This is a genomic window from Providencia sp. PROV252 (genome assembly GCF_033676005.1).
GTDB lineage: Bacteria > Pseudomonadota > Gammaproteobacteria > Enterobacterales > Enterobacteriaceae > Providencia > Providencia vermicola.
In genome coordinates, this window is record NZ_CP096294.1 from 260442 (window position 1) to 275787 (window position 15346).

The 15346-nt window shown below is 40.6% G+C and carries 16 protein-coding genes and 1 pseudogene; 9 read left to right on the plus strand and 8 right to left on the minus strand.

The annotated features are described in order from the left end of the window. Nucleotides 1-2: 2 nt before the first annotated feature. From pstB to hemN, 8 genes and pseudogenes are all read left to right on the plus strand, one after another. A complete protein-coding gene (pstB, locus tag M1F05_RS01160; RefSeq protein WP_206084970.1) occupies nucleotides 3-779 on the plus strand; it encodes a phosphate ABC transporter ATP-binding protein PstB in 777 nt (258 codons plus the stop codon). Nucleotides 780-792: 13 nt separating this feature from the next. Continuing rightward, a complete protein-coding gene (phoU, locus tag M1F05_RS01165) occupies nucleotides 793-1503 on the plus strand; it encodes a phosphate signaling complex protein PhoU (RefSeq protein WP_206084968.1) in 711 nt (236 codons plus the stop codon). Nucleotides 1504-2024: 521 nt separating this feature from the next. Beyond that, entirely contained in the window at nucleotides 2025-2864 is an 840-nt protein-coding gene (locus M1F05_RS01170) for an ABC transporter substrate-binding protein (protein WP_206084966.1), read from the plus strand. Nucleotides 2865-2975: 111 nt separating this feature from the next. After that, a pseudogene (locus tag M1F05_RS01175) lies at nucleotides 2976-3728 on the plus strand (amino acid ABC transporter permease). A 1-nt stretch (nucleotide 3729) separates the two neighbouring features. Then, nucleotides 3730-4482 (plus strand): amino acid ABC transporter permease, encoded by a 753-nt coding sequence (locus M1F05_RS01180; protein WP_206084963.1) that lies wholly within the window; start codon nucleotides 3730-3732, stop codon nucleotides 4480-4482. A gap of 181 nt (nucleotides 4483-4663) precedes the next feature. Then, nucleotides 4664-5998 carry an NCS2 family permease gene (locus M1F05_RS01185; protein WP_206084961.1) on the plus strand — a complete coding sequence of 445 codons (1335 nt, stop codon included), beginning with the start codon at nucleotides 4664-4666 and terminating at the stop codon, nucleotides 5996-5998. Nucleotides 5999-6367: 369 nt separating this feature from the next. Then, entirely contained in the window at nucleotides 6368-6886 is a 519-nt protein-coding gene (gene yihI / locus M1F05_RS01190) for a Der GTPase-activating protein YihI (protein WP_206084959.1), read from the plus strand. 333 nt (nucleotides 6887-7219) lie between these two features. Next, nucleotides 7220-8593 (plus strand): oxygen-independent coproporphyrinogen III oxidase, encoded by a 1374-nt coding sequence (gene hemN, locus M1F05_RS01195; protein ID WP_206084958.1) that lies wholly within the window; start codon nucleotides 7220-7222, stop codon nucleotides 8591-8593. A gap of 287 nt (nucleotides 8594-8880) precedes the next feature. Here the strand turns inward: hemN and ampC are convergent, their stop codons facing one another. Then, nucleotides 8881-10023 (minus strand): class C beta-lactamase, encoded by a 1143-nt coding sequence (ampC, locus tag M1F05_RS01200; RefSeq protein WP_206084956.1) that lies wholly within the window; start codon nucleotides 10021-10023, stop codon nucleotides 8881-8883. A 183-nt stretch (nucleotides 10024-10206) separates the two neighbouring features. Between ampC and M1F05_RS01205 the strand changes: the two genes are divergently transcribed. Next, nucleotides 10207-11088: a LysR substrate-binding domain-containing protein gene (locus M1F05_RS01205; protein WP_206084954.1), complete on the plus strand. Its 882-nt coding sequence runs from the start codon at nucleotides 10207-10209 to the stop codon at nucleotides 11086-11088. A 63-nt stretch (nucleotides 11089-11151) separates the two neighbouring features. Here the strand turns inward: M1F05_RS01205 and M1F05_RS01210 are convergent, their stop codons facing one another. The 7 genes from M1F05_RS01210 to M1F05_RS01240 all read right to left on the minus strand — a co-directional run bounded on the left by M1F05_RS01210 (nucleotide 11152) and on the right by M1F05_RS01240 (nucleotide 15332). Beyond that, a complete protein-coding gene (locus tag M1F05_RS01210) occupies nucleotides 11152-11439 on the minus strand; it encodes a helix-turn-helix domain-containing protein (protein ID WP_206084952.1) in 288 nt (95 codons plus the stop codon). Between the two features lie 48 nt (nucleotides 11440-11487). Beyond that, a complete protein-coding gene (locus tag M1F05_RS01215; protein ID WP_206084951.1) occupies nucleotides 11488-11736 on the minus strand; it encodes a helix-turn-helix domain-containing protein in 249 nt (82 codons plus the stop codon). A gap of 297 nt (nucleotides 11737-12033) precedes the next feature. After that, nucleotides 12034-12993, minus strand: a complete 960-nt coding sequence (locus M1F05_RS01220) for a fimbrial protein (RefSeq protein ID WP_206084949.1) — start codon at nucleotides 12991-12993, stop codon at nucleotides 12034-12036. After that, nucleotides 12990-13268, minus strand: coding sequence for a helix-turn-helix domain-containing protein (locus tag M1F05_RS01225; RefSeq protein WP_206084947.1), 279 nt, complete (start codon nucleotides 13266-13268; stop codon nucleotides 12990-12992). The genes M1F05_RS01220 and M1F05_RS01225 overlap by 4 nt, the downstream gene beginning before the upstream one ends. A gap of 40 nt (nucleotides 13269-13308) precedes the next feature. Then, nucleotides 13309-13806 (minus strand): fimbrial protein, encoded by a 498-nt coding sequence (locus M1F05_RS01230; protein ID WP_206084945.1) that lies wholly within the window; start codon nucleotides 13804-13806, stop codon nucleotides 13309-13311. Between the two features lie 16 nt (nucleotides 13807-13822). Beyond that, nucleotides 13823-14341: a fimbrial protein gene (locus M1F05_RS01235; protein WP_206084943.1), complete on the minus strand. Its 519-nt coding sequence runs from the start codon at nucleotides 14339-14341 to the stop codon at nucleotides 13823-13825. A gap of 10 nt (nucleotides 14342-14351) precedes the next feature. Next, nucleotides 14352-15332, minus strand: coding sequence for a fimbrial protein (locus tag M1F05_RS01240; protein WP_206084936.1), 981 nt, complete (start codon nucleotides 15330-15332; stop codon nucleotides 14352-14354). Between the last annotated feature and the right edge of the window lie 14 nt (nucleotides 15333-15346).

A 15346-nucleotide genomic window follows, 5' to 3' on the forward strand; every position in this document is an offset into this window, starting at 1 on the left:
CCATGATTAATGCAAATGAAATTGCAAACAGTAAAATTAAAGTCCGTGACCTCAATTTCTTTTATGGCAAGTTTCACGCACTGAAAAATATCTCTTTAGACATTGAAAAAAATAAAGTAACAGCGTTTATCGGCCCATCAGGTTGTGGTAAATCGACGTTATTGCGTACGTTTAATAAAATGTATGAACTGTACGGTGAACAACGCGCTGAAGGTGAAATTTTACTGGATGGTCAAAATATCCTGACGGACAAACAAGATATCGCATTATTACGTGCAAAAGTGGGGATGGTGTTCCAGAAACCAACGCCATTCCCAATGTCCATCTATGACAACATTGCATTTGGTGTGCGTTTATTTGAAAAGCTATCTCGCGTGGAAATGGATGAGCGCGTGCAGTGGGCACTTACCAAAGCAGCGCTGTGGAATGAAACCAAAGACAAATTGCACCAAAGTGGTTACAGCTTGTCGGGTGGTCAGCAACAACGTCTGTGTATTGCGCGAGGTATTGCAATTCGCCCAGAAGTGTTATTGCTGGATGAGCCTTGTTCAGCATTGGACCCTATTTCCACAGGGCGTATTGAAGAGTTAATCAGTGAGTTAAAATCAGAGTATACGGTCGTGATTGTTACCCACAACATGCAACAAGCGGCACGTTGTTCTGATTACACAGCATTTATGTATTTAGGTGAACTGATTGAGTTTAATCATACCGATAAGATGTTCACCACCCCAGAAATGAAACAAACTGAAGATTATATTACTGGCCGCTACGGTTGATATGGAGCCGACGATGGATACGCTGAATCACAATAAACATATATCTGGGCAGTTCAATGCGGAACTGGAACATATCCATACTGAATTAATGACAATGGGAGGGCTGGTCGAAGAACAGCTCACCAAAGCCATTACGGCAATGCATAACCAGGATGAAGCCCTAGCGCGCGAAGTTATCGAAAATGACCACAAAGTCAATATGATGGAAGTGGCCATTGATGAAGAGTGCGTCAAAATTATTGCCAAGCGCCAGCCAACGGCGAGTGACTTGCGACTGATTATGTCAATTTCAAAAACGATTGCGGAGTTGGAAAGGATCGGCGACGTTGCTGATAAAATCTGCCAAACTGCATTGGAGAAATTTTCGCAGCAACATCAGCCGCTTCTCGTGAGTTTAGAATCGCTAGGCCGCCACACAGTGCAAATGTTGCATGATGTGCTAGATGCGTTTGCGCGAATGGATCTCGAAGAGGCGATTCGTATTTACCGCGAAGATGAAAAAGTTGACCAAGAGTACGAAGGCATTGTCCGTCAGCTTATGACCTATATGATGGAAGACCCGAGAACAATTCCAAGCGTATTGACGGCGTTGTTCTGCGCACGCTCAATCGAGCGTATCGGCGACCGCTGCCAAAATATCTGTGAGTTTATTTTCTACTATGTGAAGGGGCAAGATTTCCGGCATGTAGGTGGTGATAATTTAGAAAAAATGCTCACCAAATAAATTTTCGTCATCCTTCGTGCTGTGGCGGTGTTGGCTGTACTCGGCTACCCGGGTCACATACTTGTGTATGCTCCCCGAGATATCCTCGCTTGCCGCCTAGCCACAACGCGAATGATTTAGAAAATTAAATACTCGATATGTTTTGTGTAGTGGCGGTGTTGGCTGTACTCGGCTACCCGGGTCACATACTTATGCATGCTCCTTGGGATGAGTTCCTTTGTCGCCTAGCCACAACGCGAACTATTTAGAGCACTTATGTGTAGAGTAAATACTTTCGGAAACCTATTTTCCACGATTAATAAATTGAATTTTTCTTCTACAGACTTTCTTCTTGCTCAATAAGAGTCTATTGATGGTGTAAGCCATATTCGGGGGCCTTTGTTACAAAGTTTGCCCCTTTTTTGTACTTCTTTATATTCCATTTGGTTATAAATATATTATTTAATATTATTTCAGGTGCTAAGAGATAGTTGATAGCTTGTGATGGTCGATTTACATAAATTTACCACTAGGGGTATTCAATGAAAGCTCGTATTCTGACGACTGTTTTACTTACAGGTTTGGCGCTGACAGCGAATGTCGCTAGCGCAGATAAATTAGATGATATTAAACAAGCGGGTGTGATCCGTATTTCCGTATTTGATAGTAACCCACCGTTTGGTTTTATTGACCCACAAACAAAAAAATTAGCGGGTTATGACGTTGATATCGCACAAGAAATTGCAGATGGTTTAGGTGTAAAACTTGAACTGCGTCCAACGAACCCTGCAAACCGCATCCCACTGCTGACATCGGGTAAAGTAGACTTGATTGGTGCGAACTTTACGATTACCGATGAGCGTGCAAAACAGGTTGATTTCTCAATCCCTGATTTCGCCACGGGCCAAAAATTTATTGCCCGTAAAGGTGTATTAAAAACCCCTGATGATATCAAACCACTGCGTATTGGTGCAGATAAAGGAACGGTGCAGGAAGTGACGCTGCGTGAACGTTTCCCTGACACTAAAGTGATTTCTTATGATGATACTCCGCAAGCATTCGCAGCGCTGCGTAATGGTAACGTGCAAGCTATCACGCAGGATGATGCAAAACTAGTGGGATTACTAGGTAACTTACCTGAGAAAGTCAAAGCGGACTTTGAAATTTCCCCCTTTAGCTTAACCAAAGAGTATCAAGCTCTGGCAGCTAGCAAAGGCGAAACGCGCTTAGTGGAAAACGTGAATGAAACGCTGCTGAAATTGGAAAAAGACGGTAAAGCTGAAGTCATTTATAACCGTTGGTTTGGTCCAGACACGAAAGCGGCACAACCACGCGGTGACTTCAAATTTGCCCCATTGAGTGAGCAACAACCACAGTCGTAATCGACAATAGCAAGTACTGAGTGATTTGAAACCCTGCACTGTGTGCGGGGTTCTTGGTTATACGGGGTGAGGTTTTTCGTCACAGGGTGTGAAAGAAATAGGTCGTGAACTATGTTTGAGAAATTTGTCAGTGGTGATTTTTGGTCTGCACATCTTCTAGCGCCTCAGTACCTTGAATGGTTCGGTTATGGCTTTGTTTTAACAGTCTGGATTTCGATTTGCACCATTATTGCCGCCACCTTTTTAGGGTTTTTAGTTGCATCAGCAAAGGATAGCCAGATTGCTCTTTTGCGTTGGGCAGTCAGTATCTATATTTCTATTTTTAGAAACACGCCTTTGTTGGTGCAGTTATTTTTTTGGTATTTTGCCTCGGGGGAAATACTGCCTTCAGCCGCAATGGAATGGCTAAATACTCCCCATGAAATCAACATATTTGGGCTTACCGTGGGTTAGCCGTCCTTTGAGTTTTTAGCAGGTTTTATTGGGTTAACGTTATATACCGTCCCTTTTATTGCGGAAGAAATTCGTGCAGGGATCCGTGGGGTACGCCAAGGGCAAAAATATGCCGCGTTCGCACTGGGGCTCACTTCATGGCAAGCAATGAAATTAGTGGTCTTGCCTCAAGCAGTCAAAATCGCAATGCCGCCGTTGTTGGGGCAATATATGAATGTCGTGAAAAATTCCTCATTAACCATGGCAATTGGCGTCGCGGAGCTCTCTTATGTGTCTCGTCAAGTTGATAGCCAAACGTTACAAACCTTCACCGCATTTGGTGTGGCCACCGTGTTGTATATCGCCATTATTGCCCTGATGGAAGGCTGGGGACAATGGCGCTTGCAACGAAACTTGGCTCAGGGGGTATAATATGGACTTTTCAGTGATCGAGCAAAATTGGCAATATTTACTGTTTGGTACTTTCCCTGATGGCCCGTTAGAAGGGGCAGCGTTGACACTCGTGATTAGCCTGCTAGCAGGGGCGGCATCGATTGTCTTAGGGACACTAGGTGGTATTGCTTTGGCAATGTTACGTGGTTTTTGGGTTAATTTATTCGCGGCAGTTTTAGGCTTTTTCCGTGCAATTCCAGTCATCATGTTAATATTTTGGACTTACTTCTTGTTGCCCATTTTGTTAGGTACGGAAATTCCTGGGATCACCACGGTGGTTTGTGCACTCGCCTTAATCACTTCTGCTTATTTAGCACATGCTGTGAAAGCAGGGATCTTAGCGATAGGTGCAGGGCAATGGCAGGCAGGGTTGTCCCTTGGTTTTAACCGTTGGCAGGTATTGTGGAATATCGTTTTACCTCAAGCATTGCGAATGATGGTGCCGTCATTTATCAACCAATGGGTGGCGCTGATTAAAGATACCTCATTAGCCTATGTCGTTGGTGTGGCTGAGTTATCTTTCTTAGCAACTCAAGTGAATAACCGCGAAATGGTTTACCCGTTGGAAGTTTTCTTATTCGTGGCATTTATCTATTTTGTGATGTGTTTTACGGTAGAAATTGTTGCCAATGTGGTGGCGAAAAAACTCAGTGCACAAAACGGCCCGCACAAGTCTGTGGTAAAACGCAGTTTATTGTTTTGGCGTAGACAAAAATTACTGGCGCTATCCTAAATTTTAATGGCGGTTTTTATACCGCCATTCTCCAAATTCTATTTTTATTCTTTTTCTTGATTCATCGCGTTGTATCAGTTAGTTAGGACATTTTGCCTGTTGATTTTTACGCAATCGTTTTCTTTTTCGATTTTTAATTGTAGTATAGGGCGAAAAAAACTTTTTTTGGGCGCGATATCTAATGAGTAATCAATCTTCTAGCTCGGCACAATCGCAGAGCTTGTTTCAGCGTGTTTTTAAATTGCAAGAACACGGCACAACCGCACGAACTGAAGTTGTTGCTGGCTTCACGACCTTCCTGACGATGGTGTATATCGTCTTTGTTAACCCACAAATTTTATCAATTGCAGGCATGGATATTAAGGCCGTGTTTGTTACCACCTGCTTGATTGCCGCTATAGGCAGTATTTTGATGGGCTTATTGGCTAATTTACCGATTGCGGTCGCACCAGCGATGGGGCTGAATGCCTTTTTTGCGTTTGTGGTAGTTGGCGCGATGGGGTATTCATGGCAAGTCGCAATGGGTGCTGTTTTCTGGGGCGCAGTTGGCTTGTTTATCCTGACATTATTCCGCATTCGTTATTGGATTATTGCCAATATTCCCCTGAGTCTACGTGTGGGGATCACCAGCGGTATCGGTCTGTTTATTGCGATGATGGGGCTGAAAAACTCGGGTATTATCGTGGCAAACCCAGACACTTTGGTATCTATTGGTAACTTAACACATCATAACGTATGGTTAGGGGCGTTGGGCTTCTTTATTATCGCCATCTTAGCGGCGCGTAATATTCATGCGGCGGTGTTAGTGTCGATTGCGGTGACCACCTTAATTGGTCTGGCGCTGGGCGATGTAAAATACACAGGCATTTTCTCTATTCCACCAAGTGTTACCAGCGTCGTTGGGCAAGTGGACTTCGCTGGCTCATTAGATTTAGCGTTATCTGGCGTGATTTTTGCTTTCATGTTAGTCAACTTGTTTGACTCATCGGGCACCATGATTGGTGTGACTGACAAAGCGGGGATCACCAATGAACGTGGGACTTTCCCTCGTATGAAGCAAGCCCTATATGTTGATAGCTTAAGCTCTGTAGCGGGTTCGGCGATGGGAACCTCATCAGTCACCGCGTATATTGAAAGTTCTTCAGGGGTATCAGTTGGTGGGCGTACGGGGTTAACGGCAGTTGTTGTGGGTATCTTATTCCTATTAACCATGTTTATCTCTCCACTTGCGGGTATGGTTCCTGCTTATGCAACTGCAGGTGCATTGATTTACGTGGGTGTGTTGATGACTTCAAGTCTGACTCGCGTGAAATGGGATGACTTAACTGAATCAGTACCTGCGTTTATTACCGCAGTTATGATGCCGTTTAGCTTCTCGATCACAGAAGGGATCGCGCTAGGGTTTATCGCATACTGTGCGATGAAAATTGGGACAGGGCGCTGGCGTGACTTGGGTCTGTGTGTGATTTTAGTCGCGGTTATGTTTCTGCTTAAAATGGTTTTAGTCGACGCCTAATACTCGTCATACTTCAAGCTGTGGTGTTGTTGTCTTCTCTCGGTTACTCGGGTCACATACTTATGTATGCTCCCCGAGATAACCTCGATTGACGCCTAGCCACAACTTGAATTGTTTAGAATATTATTCAGTCTAATTTGTTTAGTGGCACAAATTTTTTAACATTATTTAATGAGCTCATCATTTCTCTTTCTTCTATTCGAATCCCTCTACATGCAACACAAATTATTTAAGGTATAATCTATAAAGTACTATTGCGAAGGCAGGGTGGAATAAAAAATCCGCTGAAATTGCAAACTAGTGCTTTCCCCCTTTATGGGATCCTGCTAGATTTCGCAGCAGAAACTGACTTTATCAAGGTATCAGACCATGAATGCACCAAAAAAACCGACAGCTAAGCCAAAGAAAAAATACCGTAAAACCAAAGAAGAATTGAACGCGGAAGGCCGTGAACGTAAACGCGAGAAAAAACATCGTGGTCATAAAGCTGGCAGCCGTTATGAAGAACAAGCATCCAACAAGCAAAATGGTGGGCAAAACGCCTCTGCTGACCCGCGTTTAGGCAGCAAAAAACCAGTCCCTTTAATTGTGGATGAAAAACACATTACCAAACCTGTTGTTGAGAAAAAACAGCCAGTCGTTAAAGAAAAACTGACGCCTGAAAAAGAGTTAGAACTGTTAGAAAGCGATGATCGCTTAGATAGCTTACTTGCGCGCCTAGAAGATGGCGAAGCGGTTAACGCTGAAGAGCAAAAATACATCAATACTTGTTTAGACCGTATTGATGAACTAATGAGTATTTTAGGCATTGAATATGCTGACGAAGAAGAAGAGGAAGAAGACGAAGATAAACTCGATGACATCATGCGCATCTTAAAAAGCAAATAACTTCGTTTAATCATCCCTCGCGCTAGCGGGGGATGCGTCTGTTTTTTCGACAAACACACTTTTCTTTGATGTTGCATCAAGTCTCTTTTTTCTAACATCTTTATAATACTCGTCATATTTAAAGCTGCAGCGTTGTTGGCTACGTTCATTCGCACGAGTCTCATACTTATGTATACTCCTAGCGACTCATTCACTTGCCGCCTAGCTGCAACTTGAAATATTCAGAATCTATAACGTTATGTATGCTATAAAATTTTTATACCACCGAATAACAAATTAAATAAGGTGCAACCCGTTGTCATGGTTTGAGCTTTTGGTCAATTGAGGAATGTTATGTCAGAGCAAAATATTGTTTGGGATCTTTCTCTCATTCAAAAATACAATTATTCAGGGCCACGTTATACGTCGTATCCCACCGCTTTGGAATTTAATCAAGACTATGATGAAAAAGCGTTTATTAGTGCGACAACGCGTTTTCCAGACCGCCCGTTATCGCTCTATGTCCATATTCCTTTTTGCCATAAGCTGTGTTACTTCTGTGGTTGCAATAAATTAGTGACACGCCAAAAGCATAAGGCGGATGAATATTTAAAAGTTATTGAAAAAGAAATTATTCAACGTGCATCTTTACTAAAAAACCGCACTGTCACACAAATGCATTGGGGCGGAGGTACACCAACTTATCTTGATAAAGCCCAAGTTAGTCATTTGGTCGGTTTATTGAAAAAACATTTTCATTTTGCAGATGATGTGGAAATGTCCATTGAAGTTGACCCGCGTGAAATCGAGCTTGATATGATTGATCACCTACGCCATGAAGGATTTAATCGCCTAAGCATGGGGGTACAAGACTTCAATAAAGAAGTTCAGGTGTTGGTAAATCGAGAACAAGACGAAGACTTCATCTTTGCCTTGATTAAACGCGCTAAAGAGACAGGCTTTACATCAACCAGTATTGACCTAATTTATGGTTTACCAAAACAGACGCCAGAAAGCTTTGCTTTTACACTGAAAAAAGTCGCTGAGTTATCACCCGACCGTTTAAGCGTGTTTAATTATGCTCACTTGCCAAATTTATTTGCCGCGCAGCGCAAAATTAAGGATGCGGATTTACCAAGTGCAGAACAAAAACTCGATATTCTACAAGACACGATTGCGACGTTAACCAAAGGCGGCTATCAGTTTATTGGGATGGATCACTTTGCCCGCCCTGAAGATGAACTTGCTGTAGCGCAGCGTGAGGGGATATTGCACCGTAACTTCCAAGGCTATACTACCCAAGGTGATTGCGATCTCTTAGGGTTAGGCGTTTCGGCGATCAGTATGTTAGGGGATAACTACGCGCAGAATCAGAAAGACTTAAAAACTTATTATGCACAAGTTGAAGAGCAGGGACATGCCCTGTGGCGAGGTTTAGTCCTAACTGATGATGATTGCTTGCGCCGTGATGTGATTAAAACGTTAATTTGTAACTTCCAACTAGATTTTGCACAAATAGAAGCTCTGTACCCGATTGATTTTAAATCTTATTTTAAAGAAGATTTGGAATTGCTAAAGCCAATGGCAGAAGATGGGCTGGTGGAAATAACCGAAACAGGTATTAAGGTGACACCGCAAGGGCGCTTGCTGATCCGCAATGTTTGCATGTGTTTTGATGTGTATTTGCGGGGGCAGATGAGGCAGCGGCAGTTTTCCCGTGTCATCTAAATACTCTTCATATTTCGCCCTGTCGCGTTGTTGGCTGCGTTCGCTAACCCTAGTCACATACTTTATGTATGCTCCTAGGGCTTAGCTTCTCTTGCCGCCTAGCGATAGAACGAACTATTTTGAGTATTGAATATTCGTCATATTTCGCGCAATAGCGGCGTTGGCTTTATTCGGCTACTCGGGTCACATACTTTTGTATGCTCCCCGAGATATCCGAATTTTGCCGCCTTGCTCTAGCACGAACTATTTTGAGTATTACATTGTGATATCAATTCTAGTTATCAATTCTAGTTATCAATTTTTTCAATTAGCTGATAAGCGGCATTAATGCGGTCGGGGATCGGATACCATTTATTGGCAAGGATCACCACGGCGACTTGTTCTTCTGGAAGAAACACGGCATAAGTGGCAAAGCCATTGGTTGACCCTGTTTTATTATAAAATGCACGGGTTTCTGGTGGCATTGCGGGTTTAATTGCTTCGACTTTTTGTGGCTGTAATGCCATTTCATCACGGTTACCTTGTTGTAATTGTGATAAAGAGACTGGCCACGGGTAACTTTCCCACATCATATCTTGCACAAATGAATCGGTTAGATATAACCCCGTGTGGGTATCTTCAACGGCTTCTTGCCACGATTTTGCGACTTTTACCGTTTGCATATTAATTTCAAGAAAACGAATTAAATCTTTCGCGTTCGATTTTAAACCATAAGCCTCAGCATCTAGAATTTGCGGGGTGACTCGTACAGGTTGGTCTTTTTTATTGTAGCCCTGTGCATAATTTTTTTGTTGATTCTTAGGCACATGAATATAAGTATGCTTGAGGCCAAGGGAAGGCAGCATCAATTTTTCCATGGCTTGTTCAAAAGGCATTTTTAACTGTTTTGCTGCCACAATACCTAATAATCCCACCCCTAAATTAGAGTATGAACGAAACTGACCAATCGCTTTTTCAGGGATCCAGTTTTGGTAATAACGCGTTAACTCCATTGAATTTGTTATTGTTTCAGGTACAAACAAAGGTAAGCCCGATGTATGGGTTGCAAGATTCATAACGCTAATGTGGTCAAAGGCAGAACCTTTTAATTCAGGCAGATAATGACTCACTGTTTGTGAAAAATCTAATTTTCCCTGCACTTGTGCATAGGCAGCCAAAGTTGCTGTGAAAGTTTTAGACAGCGATCCAATTTCAAACAGCGTATTGTTATTGACAGGCTCTTGGGTTTGTTTGGATTGCACGCCATAGTGGTAAATATAGCGTTTACCTTCCATGGAAATGGCGACAGACATCCCTGGAATACCTTGCTTTTTCATCAACGGTTTAATGATGTTATCAACATCCTGTTGGCTTAACGCGTTGGCTGAAAGGGTCGTAAAAGCCAAACTAAGAGCGACAAAAATCCGCCCCTGACGAAAAAGATTTCTCATAGAGTTGTCCAATTAAATAAAAGTTTAAGTTATTGATAGCTGATTTTGAAAAGTACTTCAGTACGACAAATAAGTGCCGTAATATAGCATTTATTCGGTTAAAGTAGCCGTTGAGCAAGAGTATGCGTGTTTTAAGCTATTTTTTAAAACGATATAAAATTCGATGAGCCAAAAGAAAATCTTATGTCAGGAAATTACCGTCATCGCCTCCCACTTAATGCACTTCGTGCATTTGAGGCATCTGCCCGGCATTTAAGTTTTACGCGAGCGGGGCTTGAATTGAATGTCACTCAGGCTGCAGTAAGCCAGCAAGTTCGGTTGCTGGAAGAACAGCTAGGCTTGGAATTATTCATTCGGTTATCAAGAGGGTTAGCATTAACAGATGAAGGCTTGGCTCTGTTACCTGTGTTGAGTCGTTCTTTTGATCAAATCGAATCGTTATTGTTGCAATTTGAAGATGGTCATTATCATGAAGTGTTAAGTATCTCAGTCGTGGGAACCTTTGCAGTAGGTTGGCTATTACCGCGTTTAAGCAAATTTTCTGATTTATACCCCTATATTGATTTACGTATTATGACCCACAATAACGTGGTCAATTTAGCGGCGGAAGGGGTTGATTTCGCCATCCGCTTTGGGGAGGGCTTATGGCCATTAGTGGAAAATACACCTTTATTTTCGACTTCCCATACAGTGCTATGCACAGAAAAAGTCGCTGCTAATTTAATATCACCACTGGATTTAAAAGATCACAATTTACTGCGCTCTTATCGTAAAGATGAGTGGGAAAAGTGGTTTCTTGCTGCACAAGTCGAGCCATGGCGAGTGAAAGGGCCTGTGTTTGACTCCTCTCGCTTAATGGTTGAGGCCGCAATATTAACGGATAGTGTTGCATTAGTGCCAAGCTGTATGTTTGAGCACGAAATTAGCGCTGGAGCACTCGTTCAGCCTTTCGATATTGGTGTGACATTAGGGGGATACTGGCTAAGTCGTTTAAAGTCGAAGCCGATGACATCGGCAATGATGATTTTTCAGCAGTGGATATTAGAAGAGGCACAATTAAGTTAAGCCAGCACAACAATGTGACTGGCTTAGGTAACGTTAATTTGCAGTTTATCTGAGGGCCATGCTTTAAAACACAAGCGTTTCGGCCTCATATAAACTTTTTTTGTCATGAATAAAGTTATTTGCATGATTTAATGGATTATAGTCGGTGAAAAAATAGGCGGGGTCGATATCGAATATTTGGCAAAGTTGGAATAACGTATCAACATGGATATTTACCTCTCCATTTTCATAGCGAGATTGATGTTGTTGGCTAATTCCTAACAAGGCACTGAGTTCCTTGCCACTCATGCCGTAACTTTCCCTTAATGACCTAATTTTTACACCTACTGATGTGGATATTTTTTTGCTCATAATGTGCCTTAATAAATAGTTAATTAATATTTAATTGGGTATTTTTACTTATTCTAATTTGGTTAATTCTTTTATATCTTTATTAGAAATTAAATCATAAAAGTTAATTTCAAAGTAATTAACATATTGTGCTAAACGGTCTAAATTAATACGATTGATTCCCCGTTCGTATCTTGATTGTTGTTGTTCACTAATTCCAAAATCATTAGCCATTTTAGATAATGGAATACCTTTCATTTTTCGATAATAAGTTATTTTACGACCGACTAATTTTGATGCAGGATAATTTTTCTGCATAGTAAACTCCTTTTATATCGGAACAACTATTTAAAAATGACTACTTTGACATAAAAAAGAATTTTAAATTAAAATTAGTTTTTTATATTGAAAGACTACTCTAACAGAGTGTAATTAATATAAAAATAGATATTGATCATTAAAATAAAAAATTTTAAAGAAAGTTAAATTATAAATACTGAATTTATTTCATATTGAAACATGAGCTTCTTATTATGAAGATATTTAAATGAACTGTTTCTAATCTATTATATCTAAACTGATGTACAATATATAAATTATTAATATTATTTGTTGTTATTCATATGAAATATTTATTATGACAGTACTATTTGCTGCGCCAGCTGTGATGTTATTGGCTGTTTTAATGTAACGAGCTTTCCAATTAAACAGATATTCATTGGTTTGGATATTATTTTGTAGGCTGGTTTTGACCTTTAGCTTAATGGGTGTATTGTTTTTGTCCAGTAACTGGATTGCGATACCTGTCGCAGAATTTGCCCCCGTTAGTTTTATTTTTCCTGTTGTCTCATCAACATACCCAGCACTGCTGGTGACAGTAGCTTTAATATTGGTGCCCTTATCACAGGTTAATATCACGGGGATATTAACCATCTCACTGGTATCACCGATATTCTTAAACTGAGTATCAAACCAATCTCCAAGCTGTACGGAATAGTTAGCTGAAGTTGCTGTACACTTTACAACATTTATTCTGATACCATTTGTGGGCATATAGAGCGTGGATAAAATAAACGTTGAATTTGTCTTGGTATTTTCTTGTGAAAATTGGGCGAGCTGACCCCCTCGGATATAATTACTTGTAGTAACTCGACCTGTTTTCACGATTTCAGTTTTCCATCCTAGGTTTTCAAATCCCCATGACTGATCCGTATAGGCAATTCGGAAGGGAAACCAGATATTGCTGCTGTTAATTCCCACGCGAACACCAATCCCAGGGATATTAGTTGGGGCAATATTATTGGTTGAACTCCAGCCGTTTAAAAAACGCCCAACTTGCCATGCACCACAATCACTATTTGTCCCCGAGTGCGAACTACGCCACCCACTAAACATTGAGGTATTGATTGTTGCAAGCACAACATTGGTTCGCATATCATCATATTGTAGTGTGATAGTTTGATTTTGTAATGTACGTTGTAAATTATTAAAATTTGGGTTTTGATAGCAAGCTGCATTTGTATAAGCAGAAATGGATGATAAAAATCCAATAATAAATAAATGATAAACCTTCACTCATTTTCCTTTATGATTAGTTTTAACTTATTTAAAATTTCTTGATTCTCTTTTTCATTTAAAATAAAAAAATGTGCTAGCTCAACGCCAAATATATTAGCATACTCATTTAACCTGTCTAAATTAATTCTATTGATCCCCCGCTCATATCGAGATTGTTGTTGTTCGCTAACACCAACGATAATTGCAAGTTCATGAAGGGACATGCCCTTCATTTTTCGATAATAAGTTATTTTATTTCCAATAATTCTAGATACTGGATAATACTCAGGCATTTAACCACCTCTAATTAGAAATAGAACAAGACACTATTTATTAATGATAAACAAAATTGAATTCTAGATGGCTACGAAATGAACCTGGCTCCATACCACTGCCATAACCGGCTACGCGAGCAGAAAATGGAAACTCCACACTGCGTGTTTGGCTGTTCACGGGAATAGTGATTTTTGCACCATTTTTAAGGGTGGTTTTGCTGGTGCCATCCGCTAAATTTAAGGCGACATTTTTTGCCGTACCGTTATTAATAAAATAGTCGGGAGTGATGGTATCAGGTGTACCAGATAAGGTCATAATGGCTTCTTGAGTCGCCACTGGGCAATTTTTCAATTTTACTGAAAAATCCACCCAAGGGGATTTTTGAGTATCTTTAATATTCCAAATATTGATTTTTTTCAGGTCAATCACATAGTTTGTGGTATCTAATTCACACGGCATAGCCGTAACATAGCCATGAACATTGATATTAATTTGCTGGTCGGCGGCAAACAGTGAGCCAGATACCAGCAATAATGAAAGTGCAAATTTTTTCATTATTTCATTCCTTTTCTTATAAATAGGTAATGGTGGCGGTAATATTGGCAGAAATAGATCCTGGTACCACATTACCCACGGCACTGTAAGCACGGGTACGTAATGGAATGGCAATATCTGACTGTCCATTCAATGGCACCTGTAAGACTTTTAAATTACCTAGGGGAGTAGCTCCGTCATCACTTTGTAATTGCACGGCGACATTTTTTGCGGTGCCTAAGTTTTTATATAAGCTATTGGTGGTATCCCCTGTTTCAGCGGTACCTGTAAAGGTCAATTTGATTTGGTTCACAAATGACGAGCAGTTATTTAAGTTAATATTAAACGTATTCCAAGTAGAACCTGTTTGTGCGCCATTAAAAATATCAATTGGCAAACGTTTCAAATCAATATCGATATTATTACCGCCAGAAATATTACAGGTGGCGGCTTTAATATTACCGGTGAAATTAACAGTAATATTTGTACCTGCAAAAGAGGATAAATGCACAGCGAATAAATTTATCGACAAAATAGCGAGTAATATTTTTTTCATACAATTATTCCTACTCATAGCGAATATTAATAGTGGCAGTGCCATTTGCAGGGCCTGGGGTAATTTTATCGGCAGTTTTAATATAGCGCGCTTTCCAACCGAAAATATAATCGCCTGCGGCGACATTATCTTTTATGGTTCGTTTACTGTTTAAAGGGATATGGTTTTTATTAGCATCAATAATTTGTATCGCAACCCCAGTAGCTTTATCGGCTCCCCCTGACAAGGCTAATTGGCCTTGTGCTGCATTAACAGCGCCACTGGTTGCTGTGACGGTTGCTTTAATATTGGTGCCAGCCATACAGGTTAATGTAATGGGGATATCGACTTCTGTACTGGTACTACCAACTGAAGGGAATTGAGTATCATACCAATCACCTAAATTAATCGTTGGTACGGGGCTTTTTAATGAGCAGCTTAATACGTTTATACGAATGGCATTAGCAGGCATGTTTAGAGTTGTTAAATACCATGTACCTGATACTCCACTATTAGTTTGGGTTAGCTGTGCAACGCTTCCTGAGCGAATCACACCCGAGCTAGTCACTTGCCCAGTTTTTTTGATTGTAATATGCCAAACAGTATCATAGACAATCCAACCTAACTGCCCTGAGCCTTGGGGCCCAAACCGGCGATTAAAATTTCCACCAATACCCCCTGTTGCAACTGTAATGCCAATTCCGGGTATATTTGAAGGTGCGATATAATTATTAGGCGTCCAACTATTGATAAAATTTCCTTGTAAATAGGAATTACCACAACTGGTATTTTCACCATAAGTCTTTGTTGATGAAGCGGATAAGTAACGTACATTAAACGAACCAAGATCTCTCGCTGCGGTATCATCATATTGAAGGTTATAGGTAGCAGATGGAATATTAGCCTGTATATTTCTGAAATTAGGATTTTGCGTACAAGCCGCAGTCGCATATCCTGAATATAAATATACACAACTAGCCGCTAATATTGATTGAAAAATTAATTTTCTCATTTTCTATTTCCTTA

Bases quoted from the DNA above. Each gene is read 5' to 3' on its own strand.
- M1F05_RS01185 (WP_206084961.1), top strand. From the start codon at position 4,664: ATGAGTAATCAATCTTCTAGCTCGGCACAATCGCAGAGCTTGTTTCAG.
- ampC (WP_206084956.1), bottom strand. From the start codon at position 10,023: ATGAGAAATCTTTTTCGTCAGGGGCGGATTTTTGTCGCTCTTAGTTTG.
- M1F05_RS01230 (WP_206084945.1), bottom strand. From the start codon at position 13,806: ATGAAAAAATTTGCACTTTCATTATTGCTGGTATCTGGCTCACTGTTT.
- hemN (WP_206084958.1), top strand. From the start codon at position 7,220: ATGTCAGAGCAAAATATTGTTTGGGATCTTTCTCTCATTCAAAAATAC.
- M1F05_RS01240 (WP_206084936.1), bottom strand. From the start codon at position 15,332: ATGAGAAAATTAATTTTTCAATCAATATTAGCGGCTAGTTGTGTATAT.
- pstB (WP_206084970.1), top strand. From the start codon at position 3: ATGATTAATGCAAATGAAATTGCAAACAGTAAAATTAAAGTCCGTGAC.
- M1F05_RS01215 (WP_206084951.1), bottom strand. From the start codon at position 11,736: ATGCAGAAAAATTATCCTGCATCAAAATTAGTCGGTCGTAAAATAACT.
- M1F05_RS01180 (WP_206084963.1), top strand. From the start codon at position 3,730: ATGGACTTTTCAGTGATCGAGCAAAATTGGCAATATTTACTGTTTGGT.
- phoU (WP_206084968.1), top strand. From the start codon at position 793: ATGGATACGCTGAATCACAATAAACATATATCTGGGCAGTTCAATGCG.
- yihI (WP_206084959.1), top strand. From the start codon at position 6,368: ATGAATGCACCAAAAAAACCGACAGCTAAGCCAAAGAAAAAATACCGT.
- M1F05_RS01235 (WP_206084943.1), bottom strand. From the start codon at position 14,341: ATGAAAAAAATATTACTCGCTATTTTGTCGATAAATTTATTCGCTGTG.
- M1F05_RS01210 (WP_206084952.1), bottom strand. From the start codon at position 11,439: ATGAGCAAAAAAATATCCACATCAGTAGGTGTAAAAATTAGGTCATTA.
- M1F05_RS01225 (WP_206084947.1), bottom strand. From the start codon at position 13,268: ATGCCTGAGTATTATCCAGTATCTAGAATTATTGGAAATAAAATAACT.
- M1F05_RS01170 (WP_206084966.1), top strand. From the start codon at position 2,025: ATGAAAGCTCGTATTCTGACGACTGTTTTACTTACAGGTTTGGCGCTG.
- M1F05_RS01205 (WP_206084954.1), top strand. From the start codon at position 10,207: ATGTCAGGAAATTACCGTCATCGCCTCCCACTTAATGCACTTCGTGCA.